At 42.1% G+C, this 21,559-nt stretch carries 16 protein-coding genes and 2 tRNA genes; 7 read left to right on the top strand and 11 right to left on the bottom strand.

All coding sequences use genetic code 11. From position 1 onward, the window contains the following. The first annotated feature begins 156 nt into the window (after nt 1-156). The 3 genes from V7K15_RS19375 (at nt 157) to V7K15_RS19365 (ending at nt 5,892) form a co-directional block, all read left to right on the top strand. The gene (locus tag V7K15_RS19375; RefSeq protein WP_334907761.1) at nt 157-696 is read left to right on the top strand and encodes a PadR family transcriptional regulator; all 540 of its coding nucleotides are present in this window, start codon (nt 157-159) and stop codon (nt 694-696) included. Between the two features lie 38 nt (nt 697-734). Beyond that, the gene (locus V7K15_RS19370; protein WP_334907760.1) at nt 735-4,166 is read left to right on the top strand and encodes an efflux RND transporter permease subunit; all 3,432 of its coding nucleotides are present in this window, start codon (nt 735-737) and stop codon (nt 4,164-4,166) included. A 388-nt stretch (nt 4,167-4,554) separates the two neighbouring features. Continuing rightward, nucleotides 4,555-5,892 (top strand): efflux RND transporter periplasmic adaptor subunit, encoded by a 1,338-nt coding sequence (locus tag V7K15_RS19365; protein WP_334907758.1) that lies wholly within the window; start codon nt 4,555-4,557, stop codon nt 5,890-5,892. A 270-nt stretch (nt 5,893-6,162) separates the two neighbouring features. Here the strand turns inward: V7K15_RS19365 and V7K15_RS19360 are convergent, their stop codons facing one another. From V7K15_RS19360 to V7K15_RS19345, 4 genes are all read right to left on the bottom strand, one after another. After that, nucleotides 6,163-6,732 (bottom strand): Uma2 family endonuclease, encoded by a 570-nt coding sequence (locus tag V7K15_RS19360; protein ID WP_334907756.1) that lies wholly within the window; start codon nt 6,730-6,732, stop codon nt 6,163-6,165. A gap of 11 nt (nt 6,733-6,743) precedes the next feature. Beyond that, entirely contained in the window at nt 6,744-8,816 is a 2,073-nt protein-coding gene (locus V7K15_RS19355) for an AAA family ATPase (protein WP_334907753.1), read from the bottom strand. Then, a complete protein-coding gene (locus tag V7K15_RS19350) occupies nt 8,813-8,986 on the bottom strand; it encodes a hypothetical protein (RefSeq protein WP_334907751.1) in 174 nt (57 codons plus the stop codon). Before V7K15_RS19350 ends, V7K15_RS19355 begins: the two co-directional genes overlap by 4 nt. A gap of 421 nt (nt 8,987-9,407) precedes the next feature. Beyond that, nucleotides 9,408-10,829: a DNA phosphorothioation system restriction enzyme gene (locus V7K15_RS19345; RefSeq protein ID WP_334907850.1), complete on the bottom strand. Its 1,422-nt coding sequence runs from the start codon at nt 10,827-10,829 to the stop codon at nt 9,408-9,410. Between V7K15_RS19345 and V7K15_RS19340 the strand changes: the two genes are divergently transcribed. Beyond that, nucleotides 10,787-10,981 (top strand): hypothetical protein, encoded by a 195-nt coding sequence (locus V7K15_RS19340; RefSeq protein WP_334907858.1) that lies wholly within the window; start codon nt 10,787-10,789, stop codon nt 10,979-10,981. The two genes, V7K15_RS19345 and V7K15_RS19340, sit on opposite strands and share 43 nt — an antisense overlap. 97 nt (nt 10,982-11,078) lie before the next feature. On the opposite strand, the gene lexA is transcribed toward V7K15_RS19340, so the two are convergent. After that, the gene (gene lexA / locus V7K15_RS19335; RefSeq protein WP_334907749.1) at nt 11,079-11,684 is read right to left on the bottom strand and encodes a transcriptional repressor LexA; all 606 of its coding nucleotides are present in this window, start codon (nt 11,682-11,684) and stop codon (nt 11,079-11,081) included. A 568-nt stretch (nt 11,685-12,252) separates the two neighbouring features. Further along, on the bottom strand, nt 12,253-13,173 hold the full coding sequence (gene argF / locus V7K15_RS19330; RefSeq protein ID WP_334907747.1) for an ornithine carbamoyltransferase: 921 nt from the start codon (nt 13,171-13,173) through the stop codon (nt 12,253-12,255). 244 nt (nt 13,174-13,417) lie between these two features. On the opposite strand from argF, the gene V7K15_RS19325 reads away from it, so the two are divergent. Continuing rightward, nucleotides 13,418-13,489 (top strand) — tRNA-Thr (locus V7K15_RS19325). A 45-nt stretch (nt 13,490-13,534) separates the two neighbouring features. On the opposite strand, the gene V7K15_RS19320 is transcribed toward V7K15_RS19325, so the two are convergent. The 4 genes from V7K15_RS19320 to pyrE all read right to left on the bottom strand — a co-directional run bounded on the left by V7K15_RS19320 (nt 13,535) and on the right by pyrE (nt 19,638). Then, nucleotides 13,535-14,554, bottom strand: coding sequence for a GGDEF domain-containing response regulator (locus V7K15_RS19320; protein ID WP_334907745.1), 1,020 nt, complete (start codon nt 14,552-14,554; stop codon nt 13,535-13,537). 38 nt (nt 14,555-14,592) lie between these two features. Continuing rightward, a complete protein-coding gene (locus V7K15_RS19315) occupies nt 14,593-15,381 on the bottom strand; it encodes a DUF4058 family protein (RefSeq protein ID WP_334907743.1) in 789 nt (262 codons plus the stop codon). A 36-nt stretch (nt 15,382-15,417) separates the two neighbouring features. Continuing rightward, nucleotides 15,418-18,519, bottom strand: coding sequence for a response regulator (locus tag V7K15_RS19310; protein WP_334907741.1), 3,102 nt, complete (start codon nt 18,517-18,519; stop codon nt 15,418-15,420). Between the two features lie 495 nt (nt 18,520-19,014). Next, nucleotides 19,015-19,638 carry an orotate phosphoribosyltransferase gene (pyrE, locus tag V7K15_RS19305; RefSeq protein ID WP_334907739.1) on the bottom strand — a complete coding sequence of 208 codons (624 nt, stop codon included), beginning with the start codon at nt 19,636-19,638 and terminating at the stop codon, nt 19,015-19,017. Between the two features lie 100 nt (nt 19,639-19,738). Here pyrE and V7K15_RS19300 point away from each other — a divergent pair, with 100 nt between their 5' ends. Beyond that, nucleotides 19,739-20,173, top strand: coding sequence for a hypothetical protein (locus tag V7K15_RS19300; RefSeq protein ID WP_334907736.1), 435 nt, complete (start codon nt 19,739-19,741; stop codon nt 20,171-20,173). A gap of 275 nt (nt 20,174-20,448) precedes the next feature. Here V7K15_RS19300 and V7K15_RS19295 read toward each other — a convergent pair. Beyond that, a tRNA-Ile gene (locus tag V7K15_RS19295) sits at nt 20,449-20,521 on the bottom strand. Between the two features lie 296 nt (nt 20,522-20,817). On the opposite strand from V7K15_RS19295, the gene V7K15_RS19290 reads away from it, so the two are divergent. After that, nucleotides 20,818-21,519, top strand: a complete 702-nt coding sequence (locus V7K15_RS19290) for a hypothetical protein (RefSeq protein WP_334907734.1) — start codon at nt 20,818-20,820, stop codon at nt 21,517-21,519. Nucleotides 21,520-21,559: the final 40 nt, after the last annotated feature.

Here is a 21,559-nt window from a genome sequence, read left to right as displayed (position 1 = left end):
CCCTGCTCGCCTCAACTGATAACTTTCCCAACCCTTGCGGTTTTGCCCCCTGCTTCCGGCGGCATCACAAAGAATTCTGAGAAATCAGCCTTAAGTACTTGGCGAAAAAGACTCAGTTTGATATTGTTGATTAACATATCAAACTGATATATCAAAATGCTGAAGTTGGCAGTATTAGGTCTCTTACAGCGAGAGCCATTAAATGGTTATCGGCTCAAACAGCAACTAGAGATGTTTATGAGTTGCAGTATTTGTGTTAACTCTGGTGCGATTTATCCTCTTCTCAAGCGCATGGAAGAACTAGGAGAAGTGATGCTATGTGCAGAACAGGTACAAGAAGCTGGGCAGTGTGGAAAGGTATATGAGATTACACCCCTCGGTAATACCACTTGGTATCAAGAGATGCTGGCATATCCTCATGAAAGTTGGGTGAATGCGCGATCGCGATTCTTAATCAAATTTTTTTTCTTTGGTCATTTATTACCCGAAGAACGAGTGCAGTTAATTGAACATCGATTGATGTCATGTCGGTTACGCCTTGCAGAGAAAAAAGCCCTGGAAATTACTGATGATTTATACCAAGTGAAAGTGCAAAGGCGGGTAGTTGAAGTCATCAAATCGGAGATAGAGTGGCTAGTTGAGCAACTGCAAACAGAACAACTTCAATTAACTCAAACGCCAACTTCAGCAAAATAGCTTTAACCCAAAAAACTTTTGAAGTATCCTAACTAACTATGTGGATCGTCAAAATTGCTTTACGTCTTCCGTATACATTCGCGATCGCAGCTTTAATGATTGTGATCCTGGGTGTAGTCACGATATTTGGTACACCAGTTGACATTTTTCCGGCAATTAACATTCCGGTAGTCAGCGTAGTTTGGACTTATACAGGGACCACATCTGAGGAAATGGCCCAGCGAATCGTGACAATTAGCGAACGCGCCATGACAACAACCGTTGGTGACATCGAACACATTGAGTCTCAATCTTTAAGTGGTGTTAGTGTCGTCAAGGTTTTCTTCCAACCGAGCGTGAATATAGCCTCAGCCGTCGCTCAAATCACCTCTGTCAGCCAAACAATTCTCCGTCCTTTGCCACCCGGTATCACACCACCATTCATCATTCAATACAACGCTTCTAGTGTGCCGATTATCCAGATGAGCGTCAGTAGCAATAACTTGCCAGAACAAGCGCTCAACGACTATGCTACCAACTTCGTCCGCACCCAACTAGCAACAGTGCAAGGGGCGAGTGTACCTCTGCCCTATGGTGGGAAACCTCGGCAAATTATGGTTGATATCGATCCCCAAGCAATGTTGGCTAAAGGTATTTCTGCCCAAGACGTAACTAATGCTGTCAGTGCCCAAAATCTGGTATTACCCGCAGGTGATATGAAGATAGGCGATCGTGACTTCGCCGTACAAATCAACAATAGTCCAGATGTGGTGTCAGCCCTCAACGACTTGCCGATTAAGCAAGTTAATGGTAACGTCACTTACATTCGTGATGTCGCGCAGGTAAGAGATGGCTTTGCTGTGCAATCAAACATTGTACGTCAGAATGGCAGACGATCCAGCTTACTTAGTATCCTTAAGAGTGGCAATGCCTCGACTATTGATGTCATCGATCGAGTAAAAAAAGCTTTGCCTCGCATCCAATCCACCTTGCCCCCAGGACTGAATTTAGCATTTTTATTCGATCAATCTGTATTTGTGAAAGCTTCTATTCAAGGCGTTCTCAAAGAAGGATTGATTGCAGCATTTCTCACCGCGCTGATGATTTTGATTTTCCTGGGAAGTTGGCGTAGCACTGTAATTGTAGCCGTATCGATTCCCCTCTCAATGCTGGTTTCGATCATTGTGATGAGTCGTTTGGGACAAACTTTCAACATCATGACCTTAGGTGGTTTGTCCTTAGCTGTAGGTATTCTTGTAGATGATGCCACAGTAGAAATTGAAAATATCCACCGAAATCTCGGACAAGGTAAAGCAATCAAGCGAGCAATCTTAGATGGCGCTCAACAAATCGCCACTCCAGCACTTGTTGCAACATTATGTATTTGTATTGTCTTTGTGCCGGTCGTGTTTTTAAGTGGAGTGGCAAAATACCTATTTGTACCGCTAGCGATGGCGGTAGTATTTGGGATGCTTGCTTCATATCTGCTATCTCGGACTGTAGTACCGACAATGGCAAGCTATCTTTTACCATCCGAAGCAGACTGGCATAGAGAAAGCGAAGATCATAATGGTCATGGCGATCGCCATCATCTAGATTCGCCAGTCCAAAACGATAATGGTCATGGCGACAATCATCATATAATAGATTCGCCAGTCCAAAATAATAATGGTCATAGCGACAATCATCATATAATAGATTCGCCAGTCCAAAACAATAATGGTCATGACAACCACGATCAAAGGTCAGAGGCAACAACGAAAACTGCCAAACCTGTTAAGAAAGATTGGATATGGCGGCTACACGAAAAGTTTAACCGGCAATTTGAGAAATTTCGCAGTTGGTACTACAATGTCCTGAACTCAGCATTAAATCACCGCCGCATAGTCTTTGTGCTCTTTGGTGCTTTTATAGTAAGTGCAGGAGTTTTGTTACCGTTCGTCGGCCAAGACTTTTTCCCGGAAGTCGATGGTGGTCAATTTAGCCTCCATGTTCGAGCCTTACCTGGTACTCGTTTGGAAGAGACAGAAAAAATTGTTAGCCAAGTCGAAGGCGTTATCCGCCAGACTGTACCGAAAGACAATCTTTCTCTGATTCTGGATAACATCGGCTTACCCAACAGTGGCATTAACCTTACCTATGGCTATAACGGTGCGACAATTGGGCAGGCTGATGCTGATATTCTTGTCTCCCTAAAAGAATCTGGTTCAACTTTTTCTTACATCAAGCAACTGCGCCAGAAATTGAAAGCGACATTTCCCAACTACACCTTCTTTTTTGAGCCTGCTGATATTGTTACTCAAATTCTAAATTTCGGTTTGCCTGCTGCTGTTGACGTGCAAATATCTGGCCCTCTGAAAAACTCAAAAGCCAACTTTGAAATTGCCCAACAAATCGCAGCCCGGATGACGCGCATTCCTGGCGCTGTAGACGTACATATGCAGCAAGTTGTCGATGCTCCAAAGTTACGTCTTGATGTAGATCGCACCGAGGCTCAACAATTGGGTATGACCCAGCGTGATGTTGCTAATAGCGTCCTGACTTCCTTAAGTTCAAGCGGTCAAGCCGCAATCAACCAATGGCTTGATCCCACAAAAGGCGTGAGTTACACCCTGGCTGTACAAGTTCCACAGTATAAAATTGACTCTATTGACAGCCTGAAAAATACGCCAGTTGGTAACGGTCAGACTGCACCCCAACTTTTAGGTAATTTGGCTACTGTCAAACGCGACACAGTGATGCAAGTTGTCAATCACTACAACATTCAGCCGGTTTTCGATATCTATGCTAATTCCTCTGGTCGTGACCTTGGGGGAGTTGCTGGGGATGTAAATCGAATCATCGCTGATTATCAGAAAAAATTGCCTAAGGGTAGTCAAATTAATGTCCGGGGGCAAGTGCAAACGATGAACTCTTCCTTCCTGGGACTTGGTTTAGGACTCGTGTTTGCAATTGTGCTGGTTTACTGCTTAATGGTGGTGAACTTCCAATCTTGGCTCGATCCCCTGATTATTATGATGGCACTGCCAAGCGCCTTAGCTGGGATCATCTGGATGCTGTTTGTCACCCGCACCACCCTGAGCGTCCCTTCCTTAATGGGTGCAATTATGAGTATAGGTGTGGCGACATCAAACAGTATTTTAATGATTACTTTTGCAAATGAGCAGCGTCAGGAAGGCGAAAATGCCTATAAAGCAGCCCTAGCGGCGGGCTATACAAGATTGCGTCCTGTGTTGATGACTGCCTTAGCCATGCTCATCGGGATGGTGCCAATGTCTCTCGGTCTTGGTGAAGGTGGTGAGCAGAATGCACCCTTGGGTCGCGCTGTAATTGGTGGCTTGTCAGCTGCAACAGTCGCTACTCTGATCTTTGTACCTGTCGTATACAGCATTATGCGGCGTCAACAACCTCGTCCTGTTGATGATGACGATTTAAATTTCTCAGATCCGCAGGCAGCATACTCATTATCATCATCTCAAGGCAAATCATGAGCAATTCCAAGTAAGGCTACAAAGTAATACAGTTCAGTTAAGCATTTCTTTCTTCTCTTCCTTTGCGTCCAACTCTTCTCTACGAGACACTCTTGCTAGCTTGTCCTCCGCAGGAGTACGCGGTTCGTTAAAAAAATTGACTTTGACAAAGATAGGACTTACGCAAAATATCTCTGAAACTCTGATTTCTCCGTGTACTCTGCGCCTCTGCGGTAGCCTGCGGCAAGCCGAAGCGTCTACGTTATTCCGTAACTCATGCGTAAGTCCTAAAAGAGTTAAGCCTTAACCCAACCGTATTGGGCTACAAAAAAAATAGTCAAAGCCAATCATGGTAATGACTCTAGCTGCTAAACTTCTGCTTTCTTAGATAATATGGGACAGTTTACCTATGGATTCTCAGCATCGTCCATCTCCTGATTCTGAACAACAAACGACTTCTAGAAAACAAAAGCGTGGCATTGGTGGAATTGGTTGGGCTGTAATTGGGGCTGTTTTTTTTGCTAGCCTACTGGCCATAGGTATTCTGCCTCGGTTAAGCCAAAGGTCAGAATTACAAGCAGCAGTTAAGGAAGCAAACACCCTACCCACAGTCAACGTGATCACTCCCCGTCGCGCCACTGCTTCTACCAAATTGGAACTACCTGGGAGTGTTGTAGCCCTTAACCAAACGACCATCTACGCTCGCAGTACTGGGTATTTGCGGCGGTGGTATGCAGACATTGGCGATCGCGTCCGATCTGGTCAGTTGTTGGCAGAGATTGATTCACCAGACACCGATCAGCAAGTTCTGCAAGCAAAGGCAGAATTAGTGCAAGCACAAGCTAACGTGCTTCAAACTCGTGCTAATTTAGCTAAAGGTATTTCTGATTTGAAGCAAGCCCGCGCTAATCTATTGATCGCACGTCAGAGCTGGGAGCGCTGGCAAGTTCTTGTTAAGAAAGGTGCAGTCGCTCAACAAGAAGCAGATACAAAATATGCTACATATCAGGCTAATCTTGCCAACGTTGAGGCAGCACAAAACACTATTAATTCCAACTCTGCCAACATCAAAGCAGCACAAGCTAACGTCTACGCAAGTCAAGCAAACTTCCAGCGTAATACTGTATTGCAGTCTTATAACAAAGTCACTGCTCCCTTTTCAGGAGTGATTACCGCACGTAATGTAAATACAGGTGTTTTAATTTCAGCAGGTAGTGGCAACACTAATACCAGCAACACTAATACCAGCCTTTATACTATTGCTGCTTATGACAAGCTAAACGTAAATGTGAGTGTTCCACAGAGTTTATCACAGTCACTTCAGACTGGTCAAACAGCACAAATTACAGTCAAAGAGTTACCACAACAAGTATTTACGGGTAAAGTAGTGCGTACTAGCAACGCTATAGATCCAAATACTCGCACTTTGCTGGCACAATTAGAAGTGCATAATTCCGAAGCTACGCTGCGACCTGGAATGTATGCCAATGTGAAATTTGCGATTAACCGCACCAATCCTCCCTTTGTTGTGCCAGATAGTGCCTTAGTCGTGAACGCCGGAGGTACGCAGGTAGCAACTGTAACTAAAGACCAAACAGTGCATTATCAAAAAGTTGTCGTTGGGCGAGATTATGGTACTGAAATAGAAATTACATCAGGTCTGACAGGAAATGAATCGCTCATTGCCACTCCTACGGTTGATGACACAGAGGGTTTGCGCGTGCAGCGAGTTGCACAAACAAAGTAGACTCATTTTTGATAAGCTGTTGGACATTTAACTTGTATATTACCTGGAAGTAAAAATCTTGTGGGGTGGGCATCTTGCCCGCCCTGGTTATGCAAATTAAAAGTACATTAGCTTATCACACTTGGTTAAAAACTTTTGAGTTAGATGCTTATTAAATTGGCATTTTAACTATAGCCCTACTTAATCATTTGTGAACAACTAGATCCCCGACTTCTTAGAGAAGTCGGGGATCTGAATCTTGTGATTATACTATGTACTGAAGATCCAAACTTATATTGGAAACTGAATATCTTCGTAAACCAAAGAAATAGGAAAGTCGAAATCAACACTAGTTAAATGAACTTCATCCCCTTGTTCATAAGGGTGTAACTCCCAAATTCCTTTGTCATTTATACGAAAGCAATCTAAACTGATTTTTTCAGCATCAATGAGGACATATTCTTGTAAAGTCTCGATACGACGATACTGCGTAAATTTCCCGCCTCTGTCGTAAGCTTCCGTGCTAGGGGAAAGAACTTCAACAATTAAACAAGGATACTGAATAAATTTAATCGCTTGTCTATCTCTTTCATCACAACTCACCACAACATCTGGGTAGTGAAACGGCCCGTTCTCAGTTACTCCTACTTTTGCATCTGCCATAAAAGCTCGACAAGAACCTCCCCGCAGATGGCTTTTTAATGCTGAAGCTAAGTTTAAGGCAATACTAGTATGGGGAATAGTACCCCCAGTCATAGCGAAGACTTCACCATTGATATATTCATATTTAATATCTTGGTGTTCTTCCCATTCCAGGTATTCCTGGGGAGTCATATACTTACTGTCTGGATTCGCAATCATAACTTTATCCTTTAAACATTACGTTCAACCGCGATAATTTCAGTATATTCATACTCGTTCGGGCTTTGTTTCACCAAAGGATATCTTTCCCCAGCCAACTCAATATAATCTTGTTCGCAATCCGCCTTAGAAGAATAATACGTAAGCACATATTCTCTACCAATTCTATCTGTCATTTCTGCTTCTACTTCACCCCGCCACTGAGTCTTAGTAACTAAAACTATCAACTGATTCGCTAATTCAGGAATTGTCTTAGCAATGTGTCGCCGCGAACTTTCATCTAAACTACCGAAAGGTGAATCCATGACAATTGGAAAAGTGCTACTATCGGGAATCATCATCATTTTTCGCTTCTCACTCCATTCCCTTACTTTGTCAATAATGCTGGCAATAAAGGACAAACTGAGAATTTGATTCTCCCCGGTGGATGCTGCAACTGGTGCTTCTATACCTGTAGTATTTTCTACTAATGTCAGTTCATATTTATCGCTAATTTTAGGAATGTATGGAGTCACAGAAATTTCTGTGAATATCTCTTGGACTCGCTTTTCTAGTTGCAAGCGAAATTGTTGTTCTTGACGATTTTTAACTTCCGTTAACCGTTCGATTGCATCTTGAGTAGCGTTAATTCGTCGCTGTGCTAAAGTTTGCTTGTCTTCATTCAGCTTTTGTTTGGCAATTTGTTTGTTTAAACCTTCAATTTCAGTTGTAAGTTGAGCAATTTGCTGCTGATTTGCACCCTGTTCTCGATTTAATGCATCAATTTTACTTTCAATTTCATCTAACCGTTTTTGCAAACTGCTAATTTCTTCATTAGCATCTTTTCGCAACCGTTCTTGAATATTGTCTAAATCGCCTTCAATTTGAGATATGCTTTGCCTTAATTGATTAATCCTAGTTTGTTCTCTATCAACTTCTTCCCAAAATCCTATAGCTTGCTTATCAATTTCATCTACTTGAGCTATCATCCGAATTGCAGTTTCTTCTACCGCCGAAGAACCTGCTTTATTTAACCAGGTACTCACATGAGTATGAGAATGATTACCCTCGTGTAATTCTGCACCACAAATACAGCGTTGAGAATTGAGTAAATCATTCACAAATTCCCGCGAAATTCCTGATGTTAACTCGCCTCGCTGCTTCAAATCATTGATAATTCCGCGAAACTGGGATGTAGTTTCTGACAATAAAACGGTATAACCCCGCGCGGAAATAACTTTTTTCAGCGCTTCTTTAGTTTTTTTATATTCTTCTTGATTCGCCGTCTTCTGCGATTCTAAATTTTGCCATCTTGATTGCAATTCCTTAGCAGCACTAAGTTCTCGCAAACGGTTACTTGTCTCTTTTTTAAAAGTTTGTTGATATTTTAACTCTTCTTTAATTTCTATTTGCCGTTTGGCAATGCGTTCACGCTCTTGTTCTATCTTTTCTTGCTGTTGTAACAGTTCTTTAGTTTGGGAATCACCAATAGCTTTTAACTCATTTTCTAGAGTTTTTTTAGCATCTCCCAAATGTCTGATAGAACGGTTAATTACCTCCACACCCAAGAAAATTTTTGTAGCTTCAGCAATTTCAGCTTTTTTGTCAGAACGGACTATTTCTTCAATTCGTTCGCCGTCAAAGAAAAAATATTGATGTAAAGTAGCGGGTAAAATTTGATTAATTATATCGTCTGGTTGCTGATTTGGTATATTCCATTTCCCATCATCACCACCAACCCACATGGTTAATTGGGTTTTGCCGGCGTCAAAATCACTTTCGTTTTTATAACCCCGACAGGCGCGTTTAACTCGATAACGTTTACCTTCATGTTCCCAGCCAATTTCTACCCAACATTCTATAGTTTGACCTTTTTGAGCTTCAGCGATCGCACGCTTATTTACTAACTGTTCTATCGATGCAAACGCCGCACTAAATTTATCATACAATACCCAAGTAAAGGCATTCAATAAACTGGTTTTCCCAGAGCCATTATTGCCATGAATAATCGTCGTGTTATGAACATCTCCCCCAGCCAGGATCATCTCTGGTGTCGTACCATAAAAGGAGCGAAAGTTGCAGAGTTTGATTGAAGTTAGCTTCATCGCACCTCTTCCTTAATAATGTCCAAAATATGATCGTTTATATGGCTGTTAATCTTTTTATCTAGCCTGCCTTTTTCCAGCTTCCATACCCGCTCAATAATTTGCCGTACTTCCGGCAAAGCGCTGGTTATTGGCTCCTGCACATCATCAATATTCGCATCTTGTGACATATTGGGTTTTTAAATATACTTTTTCTATATTTTAACTTCCTCTAGTGCTGTATTTACCTCCGTAAAACCACTGTTTGCGTTATCTTTAATTTTTGGAAAAAATAGTTTTTGCAAATTTATAATTTTCTTTGAAAAACCACTTTATTCTTTAATCGTTTTCTGTTATTATAAATAATAACAATCTACTTTATAATCGGATGTAAGTACCTTTAAAATTTTTACTTACATTCCATTATTATCAAACTCATAATATTATTATTTCATACTTAATGCTTCTTTTTTATAAACTCGAAAAATTTTTACAAAATAATACAAATATAGCAATCCTAGATGAGTTATGAGAATTGAAGGATAAAGATCCCCGACTTCGTAAAAGTTGTCGGGGATCTAACTTTTCACAAATGATTTAAGATTGCTATGATCAAATATCTAATAAACCATATCGCTTTTGTAAATCGAGTAATTTCATTCTGGCAACGCCTGCGTTATCAGCCAAATCAGCAAATTCCACAAAGCGACGCAATTCCTTTTTCAAAAGATTACGCTCAACTTCTATCGTTTCTCTATCTAAATCTGGTGGCAAAACAATCATATCAAATATAGTAGCGCGTTCCTTAGCAGGATGAGGACGCAAAACTCGCCCCCGTCGCTGGATAAATTGGCGAGGATTACCAGAACTTGATAAAATCACCGCAGTTTGAATTGCCGGAATATCAACACCTTCATCTAAACAACGAATTGCCACCAAACCCTGCAACTCACCACTTTCAAATTGACGGCGTAAAATTTCCCTCTCTTGTAAAGATGTTTGGGCTGTATAGGTGCTTACCTTATACTCTAAATCCACACCCAGAATTTTAGCAACAGCTTTAAGTTGGCGTAGAGATGAACGTTGTCCCGCATCCTGTGAACCATCACTACAATAAAAAAGAGTGTGAGTAGTTTCGCGGCGAGTTGCCATTAAATCCCGTAAAGCATTTAATTTATTTTCCGCCGCCCCAATTAATCTTGCTCTTTGCATCAACAATGGCTTTAAATCTTCATTGTCTTCAAATCCCGCTTGTCCATTATCTCGATCTCGATAAAGTAGCGATCGCCCAATTCTTTTAGTTAACTTTAAATAAGCAATACTTTCTGCTTCAGTTAACTCTACCAGCACCGGATAATACAGATAATGTACCAAAGCACCTTGAGCGATCGCATCCCTTAAAGTGAACTCTGGCTGGAGAACTGGCCCAAAATAATCAAATAGAGATTGCGTGCCAAAATCATCAAAATACCTTTCCGGTGTGGCAGATAAAGCTAGTCTCAACCCAACACTGCGTGGTAAACTTTCTTCTAACTTGGGTGCGCCTAAATTATGCGCCTCATCCCCAATAATTAAAGTTTTGGCAGGAAAATATTTGAGTTGAGACTGAAACCCATCTCCAATTAAAGTAGAGTTCGTAGTAATCACCGTGACAAACCGTTGAGAACCAGAACGCAGATTATAAATTTGCGTCGAAAGTTGACTTTGCCAAGTGCGTAAATTCTCGAAAGCTAAAATGGGTTGCAAATTAAATTTTTCACATTCTCGCGCCCATTGGGTGACGAGATGACGGTAGGGACACACCACCAACAACACTTGTAAATTAATCTGCTGATATAATTCACAAGCGATCGCTAGTGCAGTAATCGTTTTACCACTACCAGTAGCCATTTTCAGCGTCCCTCTGCCATTGTTGGTAAACCAGCTAGCGATCGCTTGTCGCTGATATTGCCGCAATTGCAGAGATGGAGGCATTCTTGGGCATCCTGGTAATGGTTGCGAAGTGTAATAACTGCCCTTACTTTCCCTTGCAATTGGTAATTTTAATCGAAATGCGCCACGGGGAGTATCCCCGTGGTCACTTTCGCGGAAAGTGGGCAGTTGCTGCACTGGATTTGGCGTCAGGTACATATATTAAGCAAATGGGCATTGGGCATTGGGCAATTCAATTTTGGATTTTGGATTGACGATAGCGTAGCGTTAGCGAGTCCGCGAGCATCTTTTGGATTAAATTTCAATTCTTTAATCTAAAATCTAAAATCTAAAATTCTCACTTCCCATTACTCAGTTGTAACCGCGCCAAACACCAATAAGTGAACCTTGCACCTGCACTTGCATAGCACTGACTTCAATCGGATTATACTTAGGATTTGCTGGTTTGAGGGTGACGCGATCGCCTTGACGATAAAAACGTTTTAATGTCGTACCGAATCCATCAACTCTGGCGGCGACGATAGTACCATTTTTTAAATGATTTGGTTCTGCTACTGGACGCAGGAATACGACATCGCCATCAGCAATTAAATCTTCAATCATGCTATCGCCAGCTACCCGCAAGGCGTAGGTTTGGGGAGGTAACTCGAAATTAGAAAAGTCTAGATGATCTACAGCATCGGTAAACGGTTCTATTAAACCACCAGCAGCGATCGTCCCCAAAATTGGCACACCTTGCTTAACACCACGCAAAATCCGAATCGTTCGCGCTTGGCCTTCAGTCCATTCTATATATCCTTTAGTGCGTAAATGTTCTAAGCGACTTTGAATTGGTGCTGGTGACTTCAAATTCATCGCTTGCATCATTTGCCGAATTGAAGGCGAATGCTGGTGCGATCGAATGTATTCTCCTAACCATTCGTAAAGTTCTTGTTGAGCTTCCGTTAGACGTTCCATAAATTTGCCAGAAGTAATTATAAATGTGTCTAGAACATTAGTACTACAAAAAACTCCCTATAACAAGAGAAAAGTAAAAATATGAAAGGCAAAACAAAGAATATTCTCTTTTCTTTTACCCATTTATCAAGAAATGGGGTCTAAAACCCCGTCTTTCTAAGACGGCTTTGTGGTAGAATGTATACACCGAGAGCAAGAAACGGATATCTTGAGAGTAAAAGTTAGGCACAAGCCGGAACCTCCAAACGATATAAACTCTTCTTGTATTTGTACCGATGGATAGACAGGGATTGGAAACTGTCTGGGCAATCAGAGCGTCGGGGATATGTGGGTAACTGCATATCTAGATAGTGGGTGAAAAACCGTAAGGAAATAACCAGAAAATCTAAATCGTGAGGTTTAGAAGCTCCGTACCTTTAGGTCGCAGTCATGTCACTTAGGATTTTTAACCAAGAAGCAGTCAAGAGCCAATTGCACACTCGCTATTCTGACTCCTAACTCCTGTACAGACGCGATTAATCACGTCTCTTGACTTGTAGAGACGCGATTAATCGCGTCTCTACTCCTTTCATTCTGCCCCTAAGATACTGGCAAGTAAAGCTTTTTGGGCGTGCAAGCGGTTTTCTGCCTGTTCCCAAACTCGTGATTGCGAACCTTCAATAACAGATTCGGTAATTTCTTCACCGCGATGGGCTGGTAAGCAGTGTAAAACAATTGCCTCTGGATCAGCAAGGCTCAATAGCTGCTCTGAAATTTGGTAAGGCTGGAAAATTGGCATCCGATCGCCTGCTTCTGCTTCTTGCCCCATACTCGCCCAAACATCAGTATAAAGTACAGCAGCTCCCTTAGCTGCTAATTCTGGATCATGAGTGAGGAGGACTTCAGTTTTGTGATTAGCGATCGCTCTTGCTTGTTCTACAATTCTAGAATCTGGCTCATATCCACTAGGGGTAGCAATTCTGACATTCATTCCCACCAAAGCACAGCCCAACATCAGAGAATTAGCCACATTATTCCCATCACCCACGTAGGTTAAAGTTAACCCAGCAAGGGTGCCAAAGCCTTCTTGAATCGTCAATAAATCCGCTAATACCTGACAGGGATGTTCTGCATCAGTCAGCGCATTAATCACCGGAATCTTGGCATAATCAGCAAAAATTTCTAAATCCTGCTGTGCAAAAGTGCGAATTGCCAAAATATCCAGATATCGATCTAACACCCGCGCCGTATCCTGCAAAGGTTCCCCGCGACTAACTTGAGTGACATTGGGGTTGAGATCGATTACCTGTCCCCCCAGTTGATACATCGCCACAGTAAAACTTACCCGCGTGCGAGTTGAAGCTTTGGAGAACAACAACCCCAAAACTTTATTACACTGCAACTTCAACTGTTGTGATTTAAGTTGAGTTGCCAATTGCAGGAGTTCTTGAAGTTCCGTTGGACTGATGTCCGCCAGACTTAATAAATCTCGTCCGATCAACACTGCCATGCTTATGATGTGTAAAGAACAATTATATATTTTTGTTGCTTTACCAGCCGTGTTAATTCATCACAATTGCTACGCCAACTCAACCATCTAGGCGCACAAAAGCAGCGATATTGCCAAAATCTCTGGTTTTCTAGCCTAATTTCTGAAGAGGCAGATATTTTTTAGCGATCGCATCTAGACAAATAGGTTGATTATGGTATAATTAAAAATTGTGGTTGCTATATTGAGAGCAATCGCCAAATTTGCCAGCATAGCACAGTGGTAGTGCATCCGACTTGTAATCGGAAGGTCGCGAGTTCAAATCCCGCTGCTGGCTTTTGTTGATTTTGGCAGGTTTAAATATAAAATGACATAACAATGGTTATTTGGAACGAAGTAACCTATCGCTGCCCTTGGTGGGTCGATACCAAGTAAGTGCTAAATGATTTCCGAGGCGTTTAGCGCATTTATCCTCATACATTAGCTTGTCAGCCTCTTCTATCAATTGTTCTAGTGAAACGTTTTCATTTAAGGCGGATTGTGACACACCAACACTTATGGATAGTTGATATGGGTAATTATGCTCTTGATTAAAGCGATCAATATTTGTTTGCAATCGAGGATAAATTTCATCTGTATTCCTAGATTTGACATGAACTAATATTACAAACTCGTCTCCTCCTAGACGGGCAATAATATCCGAATCCCGAAAGGTTTGCTTTAGTATTTGGGCTGTATCAACGATCATTTTGTCTCCTATTTCATGCCCTAGAGAGTCATTAATCTGCTTTAAACCATCTATATCAACAAACAAAACGTAGCAGAACATTTGTATGCGTTGGAGAATTTTGAATTGCTGATTTGCCTGCCAAAAGAAACCACGTCGATTATATAGTCCTGTCAACTCATCAGTTAGGGATAGCTCCCTTATCTCTGCTTCAGCCTTCAGGCGTTCCTGAATTTCATGCTCTAGGCGTTGATTTTGTTCAAGAAGTTGTTGGTATTGCTGTTTAATGAGTAGCTGGTTTTTGACTCGCATTAGCACTTCAAGTTCTTCAAAGGGCTTGGTGATATAGTCTTGTCCACCCACTTCAAATGCCTGCAATTTATCATTGATTTGGTCAAGGGCACTAATAAAAATAATCGGAATTTGATCTGTTATTTTTGATGCTTTTAATTGTTGACAAACCTCATAGCCATTCATTTCGGGCATATTGATGTCAAGCAGAATCAGATCCGGGGGATGTCGATAAGCAGCTTGTAATGCCATTCTGCCGTTGAGGGATTTACGGATGATATAACCATGCGACTCTAACATTTTGGCTAACAATCGTAGATTGTCGGGGGTATCGTCCACGATTAGGATATTCGTTTCCGAAGCAGATTTAAGTAAATTAGACATAGGGGAAATGGGAAAAATTTTTAACCAATTACCAATTATTAATTACTCCTTAACCCTTGTTCGCGTAAAAGGTTATTAGACCATATAGCATCTTCTGGTTTTAGGGGTGGTACTGATTCTTGATTATAATCAATTGCTAAGTAATATCTTGCACGATTGTATATACCATGCAATAAAGATTGCAAATCTACAATTGGTTCTATATCTTCTGACTGTAACGGTAATGGAAATACGGGAATCGTTTCTCTGATGATAAAGCCATATAATTTCGCTTGAGGACGTGTTTCACTTCTGCTAACAATAATTTGATAATCTGTTACAGGAACTTCCCCTAAAATTGACATGGGTTTTCCACTTCTGAGTAAATCAATTTCGATTAAGTGAGAAAGACTAGCTAAAACTTGTTTGCGTTTCCGTTGATAGGCTTTTCTACCTTCGCCTGGGCGTTTATTTTTAGGAGATAAAACTTCGATAGATGTCACCACAAAACCTGTAGAAACTTCTCGAACTTCTAAGTAATTTTCCGTAATATGTTCGGGTAACGGTATCATCACAGTGATGCCTTCTGATGTCGCTGTTTGGCTAGCAGTTGATGAGTATTGCTGGGGTGATTTTTGTTGAGAAAAAATAGAAACATCAGGTATACCAACTAATACAGAATCGGAGTCCTCACTTAAATAAGTACGTCGTTCAATTGCAACTCGATACTGTGGGGGAATATTTTCCTCAATAGTATCTGCGATCGCTGTAATCAATCGATGATTTACTTCTGACCAGAACACAGGATTTTCTAAATAAGGATTCATTCCCGGAAATGGAGAATTCATAGTTTTACTATCCTGAAATGAGGGATTGGGATGATTTTAAATTAATTCTCTTCTTTTCCATTCCTTTTCCGCTTCGCAGCAGCGCTTCGCTATCGCCTCCATCTGGAAGTTATCCACCAGATATTTCAGAGCATTAGCAAGAACTTGCTCCTGGTTGGGGATTTGGGCGATGAGATTGTAGAGTTTGGTATCGTTGAGATCCAGGGCTGCTTGATTTACCTGAATAATCCACTCTGGCGACATTACTTGTAAATCTTTGGCAGTTAGGGATTTATGAGATTTATGAACTAAGATTGGCTGGTCTAACCCTGGTAAAGCTTCTTCGCGGTAGGAGTAGCGGACTCCCAAGTAGTGTGCAATCCGATCAAATAGGATAGCTTCTATAAATGGTTTGGTGATGTGGTCGTTGCAGCCTGCTTGAATGCTGGTGGTATAGTCTTCCTCAAAAGCATAGGCTGTCACTGCAATAATCACCACGTCTTTACCTGCTTCCCTCCCTCGAATTTGCCGAGTAGTTTCGTAGCCATCCATCACGGGCATTTGAATGTCCATTAAAATCAGATGGGGATGCCATTCTGACCAGAGTGCGATCGCCTCCTTTCCGTTCTCGGCTGCACAGACCTCGAACCCAACTAATTCTAATAGGCTGACGAGCAACAGACGATTTTCTCTCAAGTCTTCCGCCACCAGAATCCGATAAGTGGGCTGTCCCGGTTCCAGACCGATAACAGTGCGATTCGTTTCCGGCGCAATGATATCTACTGAGCTTACCAGACTCAGTAAAACCTCACAAATAAAGGTTGACTTCTGATTCAGGGTGCTTCGCGCTGTAATATCACCACCCATTAAACGGGCAAACTGACGGCTAATCGATAAGCCTAAGCCTGTACCTTGAACATAGCGACCTGGTTCTATTTGCGTGAAGGCTTCAAACACAGTCTCGATATCGGATTGAACGATACCACATCCAGTGTCTTCAACTTCAAAATGAAGAGTGATGATTGGTTTGGAATCATCGGTAGAAATTGAATCAAGTGAGTTGACGCTGCCCACTCTCCCGGCCAAAGCTTGGAATCGCAGGGTGACACTGCCTGTTGTCGTAAATTTGATCGCATTGCTTAATAGGTTGAGCAGAATTTGCAGCAATTTTGATTTGTCACCATACACATAGCGAGGAACGCTGGGATGCTGCTCTGTGATCAGATCAATTCCTTTCTCTAAAGCTTTGAGAGCAACCATATCTCTGATGGAGTGGATTAGCTCATGCAAATCGAAAGAGCTTTCTGTTAACTCTAACTGACCCGCTTCAATTTTGGACATTTCCAGCACATCGTTGATCAGAGTTAGCAAGTGTTTTCCACTGCGGCTGATGATACCTAAATCTTCTTGAAACTCAGATGGAATCTTCTCGCTGCGGTTCATCAACTGAGTAAATCCCAAAATGGCATTTAGGGGAGTCCGTAGTTCGTGACTCATTTTAGCGAGGAACTGGCTTTTGGCGCGGCTGGCGATCGCAGCTTGTTCTGCGGCTTTTTCTAGGGCTATCTGGGAAAATTCCAGCACTGCCAACATCAGCGTATTTCGCATCTCAGTAGCGGCTTCCAGTTCCGCAACCTCCCAAGGCAAGGAAGTTTCCCGCACGGTTTCCTTCCACATCTCAAACGATTTCCGGGGACACAATTTCATCTCTCCAATTTCGTTGATTGTGATCGCATCCTGGGGGTTACCCGCCCAATTCACCGTCTGGATTTGCTCCGGTCGAAACCAGAAAATGTGGTAAGACTTTTGTTTGACATGGTTGAATAAGATTGAAATTGCCAGGAGGCCGCTAGCTTGATTTTTGAATGCCTTCGCATCTGGATATAAACATGAGAGGGAATTGGTAGCAAACACTTGTTCCCCCTTGTGTTGCACCAACCACGTCACCAGATCCTGCACCTGGGTAGCCAATGGCGTTTGACCAATTAATGTCAGATGACCGTCAAGCAAAATCGCGGCTCCTTGAGCATGAACTAGATCCAGCAATTGAGAAGTATTTCGGATCAACACTTGCTCAATAAAATTGAACTCCTGCAATAACATCTGTTGCAGTTCATCCTGAATCGCTTTCACCTGTGTTCGGTAAACATCAAATTCTCGTTCTTGCTGATACACCAGTTCGATTGAGCCAAACTTTCCTAACAATTCACAGGCTTTGCGAATTTCATAATCCACTAGTTTCGGGTTGTAGTGATGACAGGCAATTAATCCCCAGAGGCGTTTGTCGTTGAGCAACGAAATCGTCATCGACCCAGCAACCCCCATATTCTGTAAGTATTCAATGTGAAAGTGAGACACTCCTCGTAACAGACAATTACTCAGATCAAGGGGTGTATCCGTCAGAGGATGCTTAGTGGCAATCAGGCAGACAGGGATATAATTGATATCGGGAATAAATCGCATCCAGTTGCGGCAAAATAACTTGCGGGCTGGCGCGGGAATATCTATCGCCAAATAGTGCAGTCCCAGGTAGCTTTCTAGATGGCTCTGTTTTTCCTCCGCAATCACCACACCACTCTCGTCTGCCTCAAAGCGGTAGATCATCACCCGATCAAACCCAGTCATTGCTTTCACCTGTTTGGCAAGGGTTTGAGCCAGATTCGTCAGGTTAGTGGCATTACGGAAATTAGCGATCGCGGTTTGCAGACAGTGATAAAATTGAGTTGAATCGGTACTTTTGAGCGATCGCACAGGTTCTAGTTCCAGGATCAACCCATCTACTATCCGGTGCATTACACCTGTAAATGTCTGATTTTTCCGTTGCCAATCAGTCTTGGCAACCCTCCGCCGCGTTTTTAGCTCAAACGGATTGCAAAGCTCCAGGTTCTCTTCAGCCAGATAACCAGCAAGTCGCTGCACTTGAGCGCCAGAAAACAACCGTTGTAAAGGTTGACCCAGCAATGCTTCTGCCGAAATCCCAAAAAACTGTTCCACATTTTCACTAATCTGCAAAATTCTCAGGTGTGGCTCTTGCAGCATCAGCAATATTCCATGCGGCTGAATAGAACCGGGAGCATACACCGATTCATCACTGCACACTTCTAAAGCCGTCAGTATAGAGGTGAGTGAGGAAAGTGAGATCGGATTTGGTGATTGCATAACTGAAGTAAGCCGTTTTGGAAATCAAAAGTTGTGAATCTAAAAATCGAAAAGTTTTTTTTTAAAAGAGCGATGATTAGGTTGTGCGATCGCTGCGACTAAAAATTGTAAATAAAAATACATCTTTGCTTAACTATAGCGGTTCTCAATTGCATGGAATACAGGAGCCAGTCCCGTGGGCGGGTCTCCCGACTTAGGCGAACTGGCGTCCCACTCAGAGGGGTACAGCAATGCTTATTGGTGTCAACTTAGAGCTAGGGCAAATATAAATTCGCGCGCCAGTTGCTCATAGGGGTTTCCCCGATAAGCAATTGGCTTTATTATACAAACGTAGTCCACGGAGGCGGACTAATATAAAATTAAGGGTTCTTAACCCACGTTCGCGTAGCGTTAGTATTCGTTATTACCTGGAAGTAAAACTCTTGTGGGGTAGGCCGGAAAGCCCGCCCTAGTTATGCAAATTAAAACTCATTAGCTTAGTACAAGTCCTATTGTTCAAGAATTTGCAAGATGTCGAAAGCGTTCTTGAACTTCTTGAATCGAAAACAAAGTTTCAAACTTTAACCCAACTGACTGGTACAACTCCCCTCCCCCTTGCTGTCGGTCTACCAGTGCAATTACTTGATTTACGGTATAACCTGCTTCTTGAAGACGCTCAACTGCTTTCAGAGCAGATTGCCCAGTTGTAACCACATCTTCCAAAACTACTACTTTTGCACCTTCTGGTAAACTGGGGCCTTCTATATAAGCTCTCGTCCCATAACCCTTGGCTTCCTTGCGAATAATCAGCGCTGGTATCGGTCGCTTTTCATAAACAGAAACTAGACTTACTGCTGTCACAATTGGGTCAGCCCCCAATGTTAAACCACCCACAGCCTGTGTATCTACAGGTAGTAAAGGAAACAGCAATCTTCCAACTGCTAATGCGCCTTGAGGATGGAGTGTTACCTGTGTCTTGTTCACGTAATAAGAACTACGTAGCCCAGAAGAGAGGAGAAAATCACCCTCTTGATAAGCAAGTTGGCAAAATAAATCTAGTAGCTTGTGGCGCAAGGTGATCAAATCAGTAGTGGTTGCCCAAATATCTGAGTGGGTAGGAGTTTCAGTAGGATACGTCATTACAAAACATTAAAAGTTGTGCTACACCAAAGGTTGAACTCATAAGAGTTCTGAACTTAAGCATAAATTAAGATTGCCCAAAAATTGAGGAGTCAGAAAGGTGCGTATAAAATTAAAAACCCTTGGTGGTTTATTAGTGCTGCTTGCTGCTGGTATTGCTTTTCCCTCTGTTGCATCTGCCCAAATACAAACACCCAATTATGAAACTACAAATGATGTATTTGAACGAGCTTATTTTAATCACGATCGCAATTTCTACGAAAATGGTAGCCTCAAGCGTCAGCTAGACTCATTTCTAGGAATTGGTTCCAGTTTCGGTGGTTCCTTCCCAGAAAATGAAATTGCCCACGATGCTGAGTTGCTTAACACTTTATATCGTGATGTCCTGACTCAGCAAGTTAGCAACGATCCTTATATTCGCACTCCTGATTTACCAAATCCTTATGACACATCGCTGATGATGTCTCCTCGTGTGAATAGCAACAAACTCAAAGTCGGAACTGAATTCAGGTTTGAAACTTTATCACCTCCGTAAGATTGGGGAGTGGGCTTGCCGTGAGCGTAGCCGAATGGGAGTGGGGAGTTAGAAGAGACGCGATTAATCGCGTCTGTACAGGAGTTGGGAGTTATAAAAATTTTCCCCTCCCCTTGTGTCCCTTTGTGGTGAGTACTCAGGATTCATTAATCTAGGGTGTAGGAGTTGAACACCTATGGCAATTCTCAAGATAATGTAGTATTACTCATGTCCCAATCATCATTGAGACCCTGATAAAATAACACATTACTGGTTTTTGCTGATTTAGGATTTAGTGCGCCCTGCTGGAATCGAACCAGCCTGAAGGCGAATTATGAGTTCGCTGCCTCCCCAATCGGCCAAAGGCGCTTGTTTTGTTGGGTTTGGGGTTCCTATGAGTCAATTACTTTAACTTTTAGGTCAACCTAATTTGCTAATTTTAGAGTGAGGAAAATACCTCAATGCTCTGAGTCTAGCCAATTGGATGATAATAGCACAAATTTACCGCCTGTGAATACTGGACAATAATTTACCAGATTTTTATACTACATAGTTTAATCATAAAATAGTGCAAACTAATATTGATTAAGTTCCTTTAAGGATTGAGGTCAAAAGCTTCACTATTCTTAAATAGACCAGCATTCTTTTGTGATAGCTTGTCAGTGATGAAAATAAGTTCTACTGTACTTCTTACTTTGATTTTGTTAATCCTGATGTTGGGAGCAGGTTCTGTGAGCGCGTTTTTGGGGTTTGAACTGGGGAGTTCAGCACTTAAAGGCGTTACTACACCAGATGGGCGTCCAACAACCAAATTTGCCAGCAATAAGACAAATAGCTCCCAACAGGCAGGACTAGTGCTATTAAAAGAGCAAGAGATCCTGAAAATTGTCAAGGCGCGAATTGAGGGTAAGACCAAGGCGGCTAAATCGGAAAACCCAGAGGAAGATGATGAAGAAACCAATAGCAGCAAGCAGAAGCCAGAGGAAAAACCCCCACAAGTGGTTGAAGAAAAACTCCAGCCAGGTTTTCCGGTTATTGCCCAGAGTGAAGGTGTAACCATGTCTGTGCAATCTGTCCGCTACTCTGGTGGTGATTTGCTACTGAAAGTGAAAATGCAGAACAAAGGTAAAGATTCTGTACGCTTCCTGTATAGTTTTTTAGATGTTACCGATGATAAAGGACGAACTCTGAGTGCTAGTACAGAGGGTTTACCAACAGAATTGCCTGCAAATGGGCCAACATTTTCCGGTACAGTGAGCATTCCCACAGCTTTACTTGATGATGTCAAAAAGATATCACTTGCTCTCACTGATTATCCCGCTCAAGAATTAAAGCTAGAGGCATCGAATATTCCTGTACAAAGGTAGATTGGGCAACTGGAGATTTTAGATTTTAGATTGGGGACTT

The organism is Nostoc sp. (assembly GCF_036919815.1).
Taxonomy (GTDB): domain Bacteria; phylum Cyanobacteriota; class Cyanobacteriia; order Cyanobacteriales; family Nostocaceae; genus Nostoc.
This window is presented reverse-complemented; position numbering and strand designations above follow the sequence as displayed.

Coding starts and splice junctions, on each gene's coding strand:
- V7K15_RS19375 (WP_334907761.1), top strand. CDS start 157: ATGCTGAAGTTGGCAGTATTAGGTCTCTTACAGCGAGAGCCATTAAAT.
- V7K15_RS19370 (WP_334907760.1), top strand. CDS start 735: ATGTGGATCGTCAAAATTGCTTTACGTCTTCCGTATACATTCGCGATC.
- V7K15_RS19365 (WP_334907758.1), top strand. CDS start 4,555: ATGGATTCTCAGCATCGTCCATCTCCTGATTCTGAACAACAAACGACT.
- V7K15_RS19360 (WP_334907756.1), bottom strand. CDS start 6,732: ATGATTGCGAATCCAGACAGTAAGTATATGACTCCCCAGGAATACCTG.
- V7K15_RS19355 (WP_334907753.1), bottom strand. CDS start 8,816: ATGAAGCTAACTTCAATCAAACTCTGCAACTTTCGCTCCTTTTATGGT.
- V7K15_RS19350 (WP_334907751.1), bottom strand. CDS start 8,986: ATGTCACAAGATGCGAATATTGATGATGTGCAGGAGCCAATAACCAGC.
- V7K15_RS19340 (WP_334907858.1), top strand. CDS start 10,787: ATGGTTGCGAAGTGTAATAACTGCCCTTACTTTCCCTTGCAATTGGTA.
- lexA (WP_334907749.1), bottom strand. CDS start 11,684: ATGGAACGTCTAACGGAAGCTCAACAAGAACTTTACGAATGGTTAGGA.
- argF (WP_334907747.1), bottom strand. CDS start 13,173: ATGGCAGTGTTGATCGGACGAGATTTATTAAGTCTGGCGGACATCAGT.
- V7K15_RS19320 (WP_334907745.1), bottom strand. CDS start 14,554: ATGTCTAATTTACTTAAATCTGCTTCGGAAACGAATATCCTAATCGTG.
- V7K15_RS19315 (WP_334907743.1), bottom strand. CDS start 15,381: ATGAATTCTCCATTTCCGGGAATGAATCCTTATTTAGAAAATCCTGTG.
- V7K15_RS19310 (WP_334907741.1), bottom strand. CDS start 18,519: ATGCAATCACCAAATCCGATCTCACTTTCCTCACTCACCTCTATACTG.
- pyrE (WP_334907739.1), bottom strand. CDS start 19,638: ATGACGTATCCTACTGAAACTCCTACCCACTCAGATATTTGGGCAACC.
- V7K15_RS19290 (WP_334907734.1), top strand. CDS start 20,818: ATGAAAATAAGTTCTACTGTACTTCTTACTTTGATTTTGTTAATCCTG.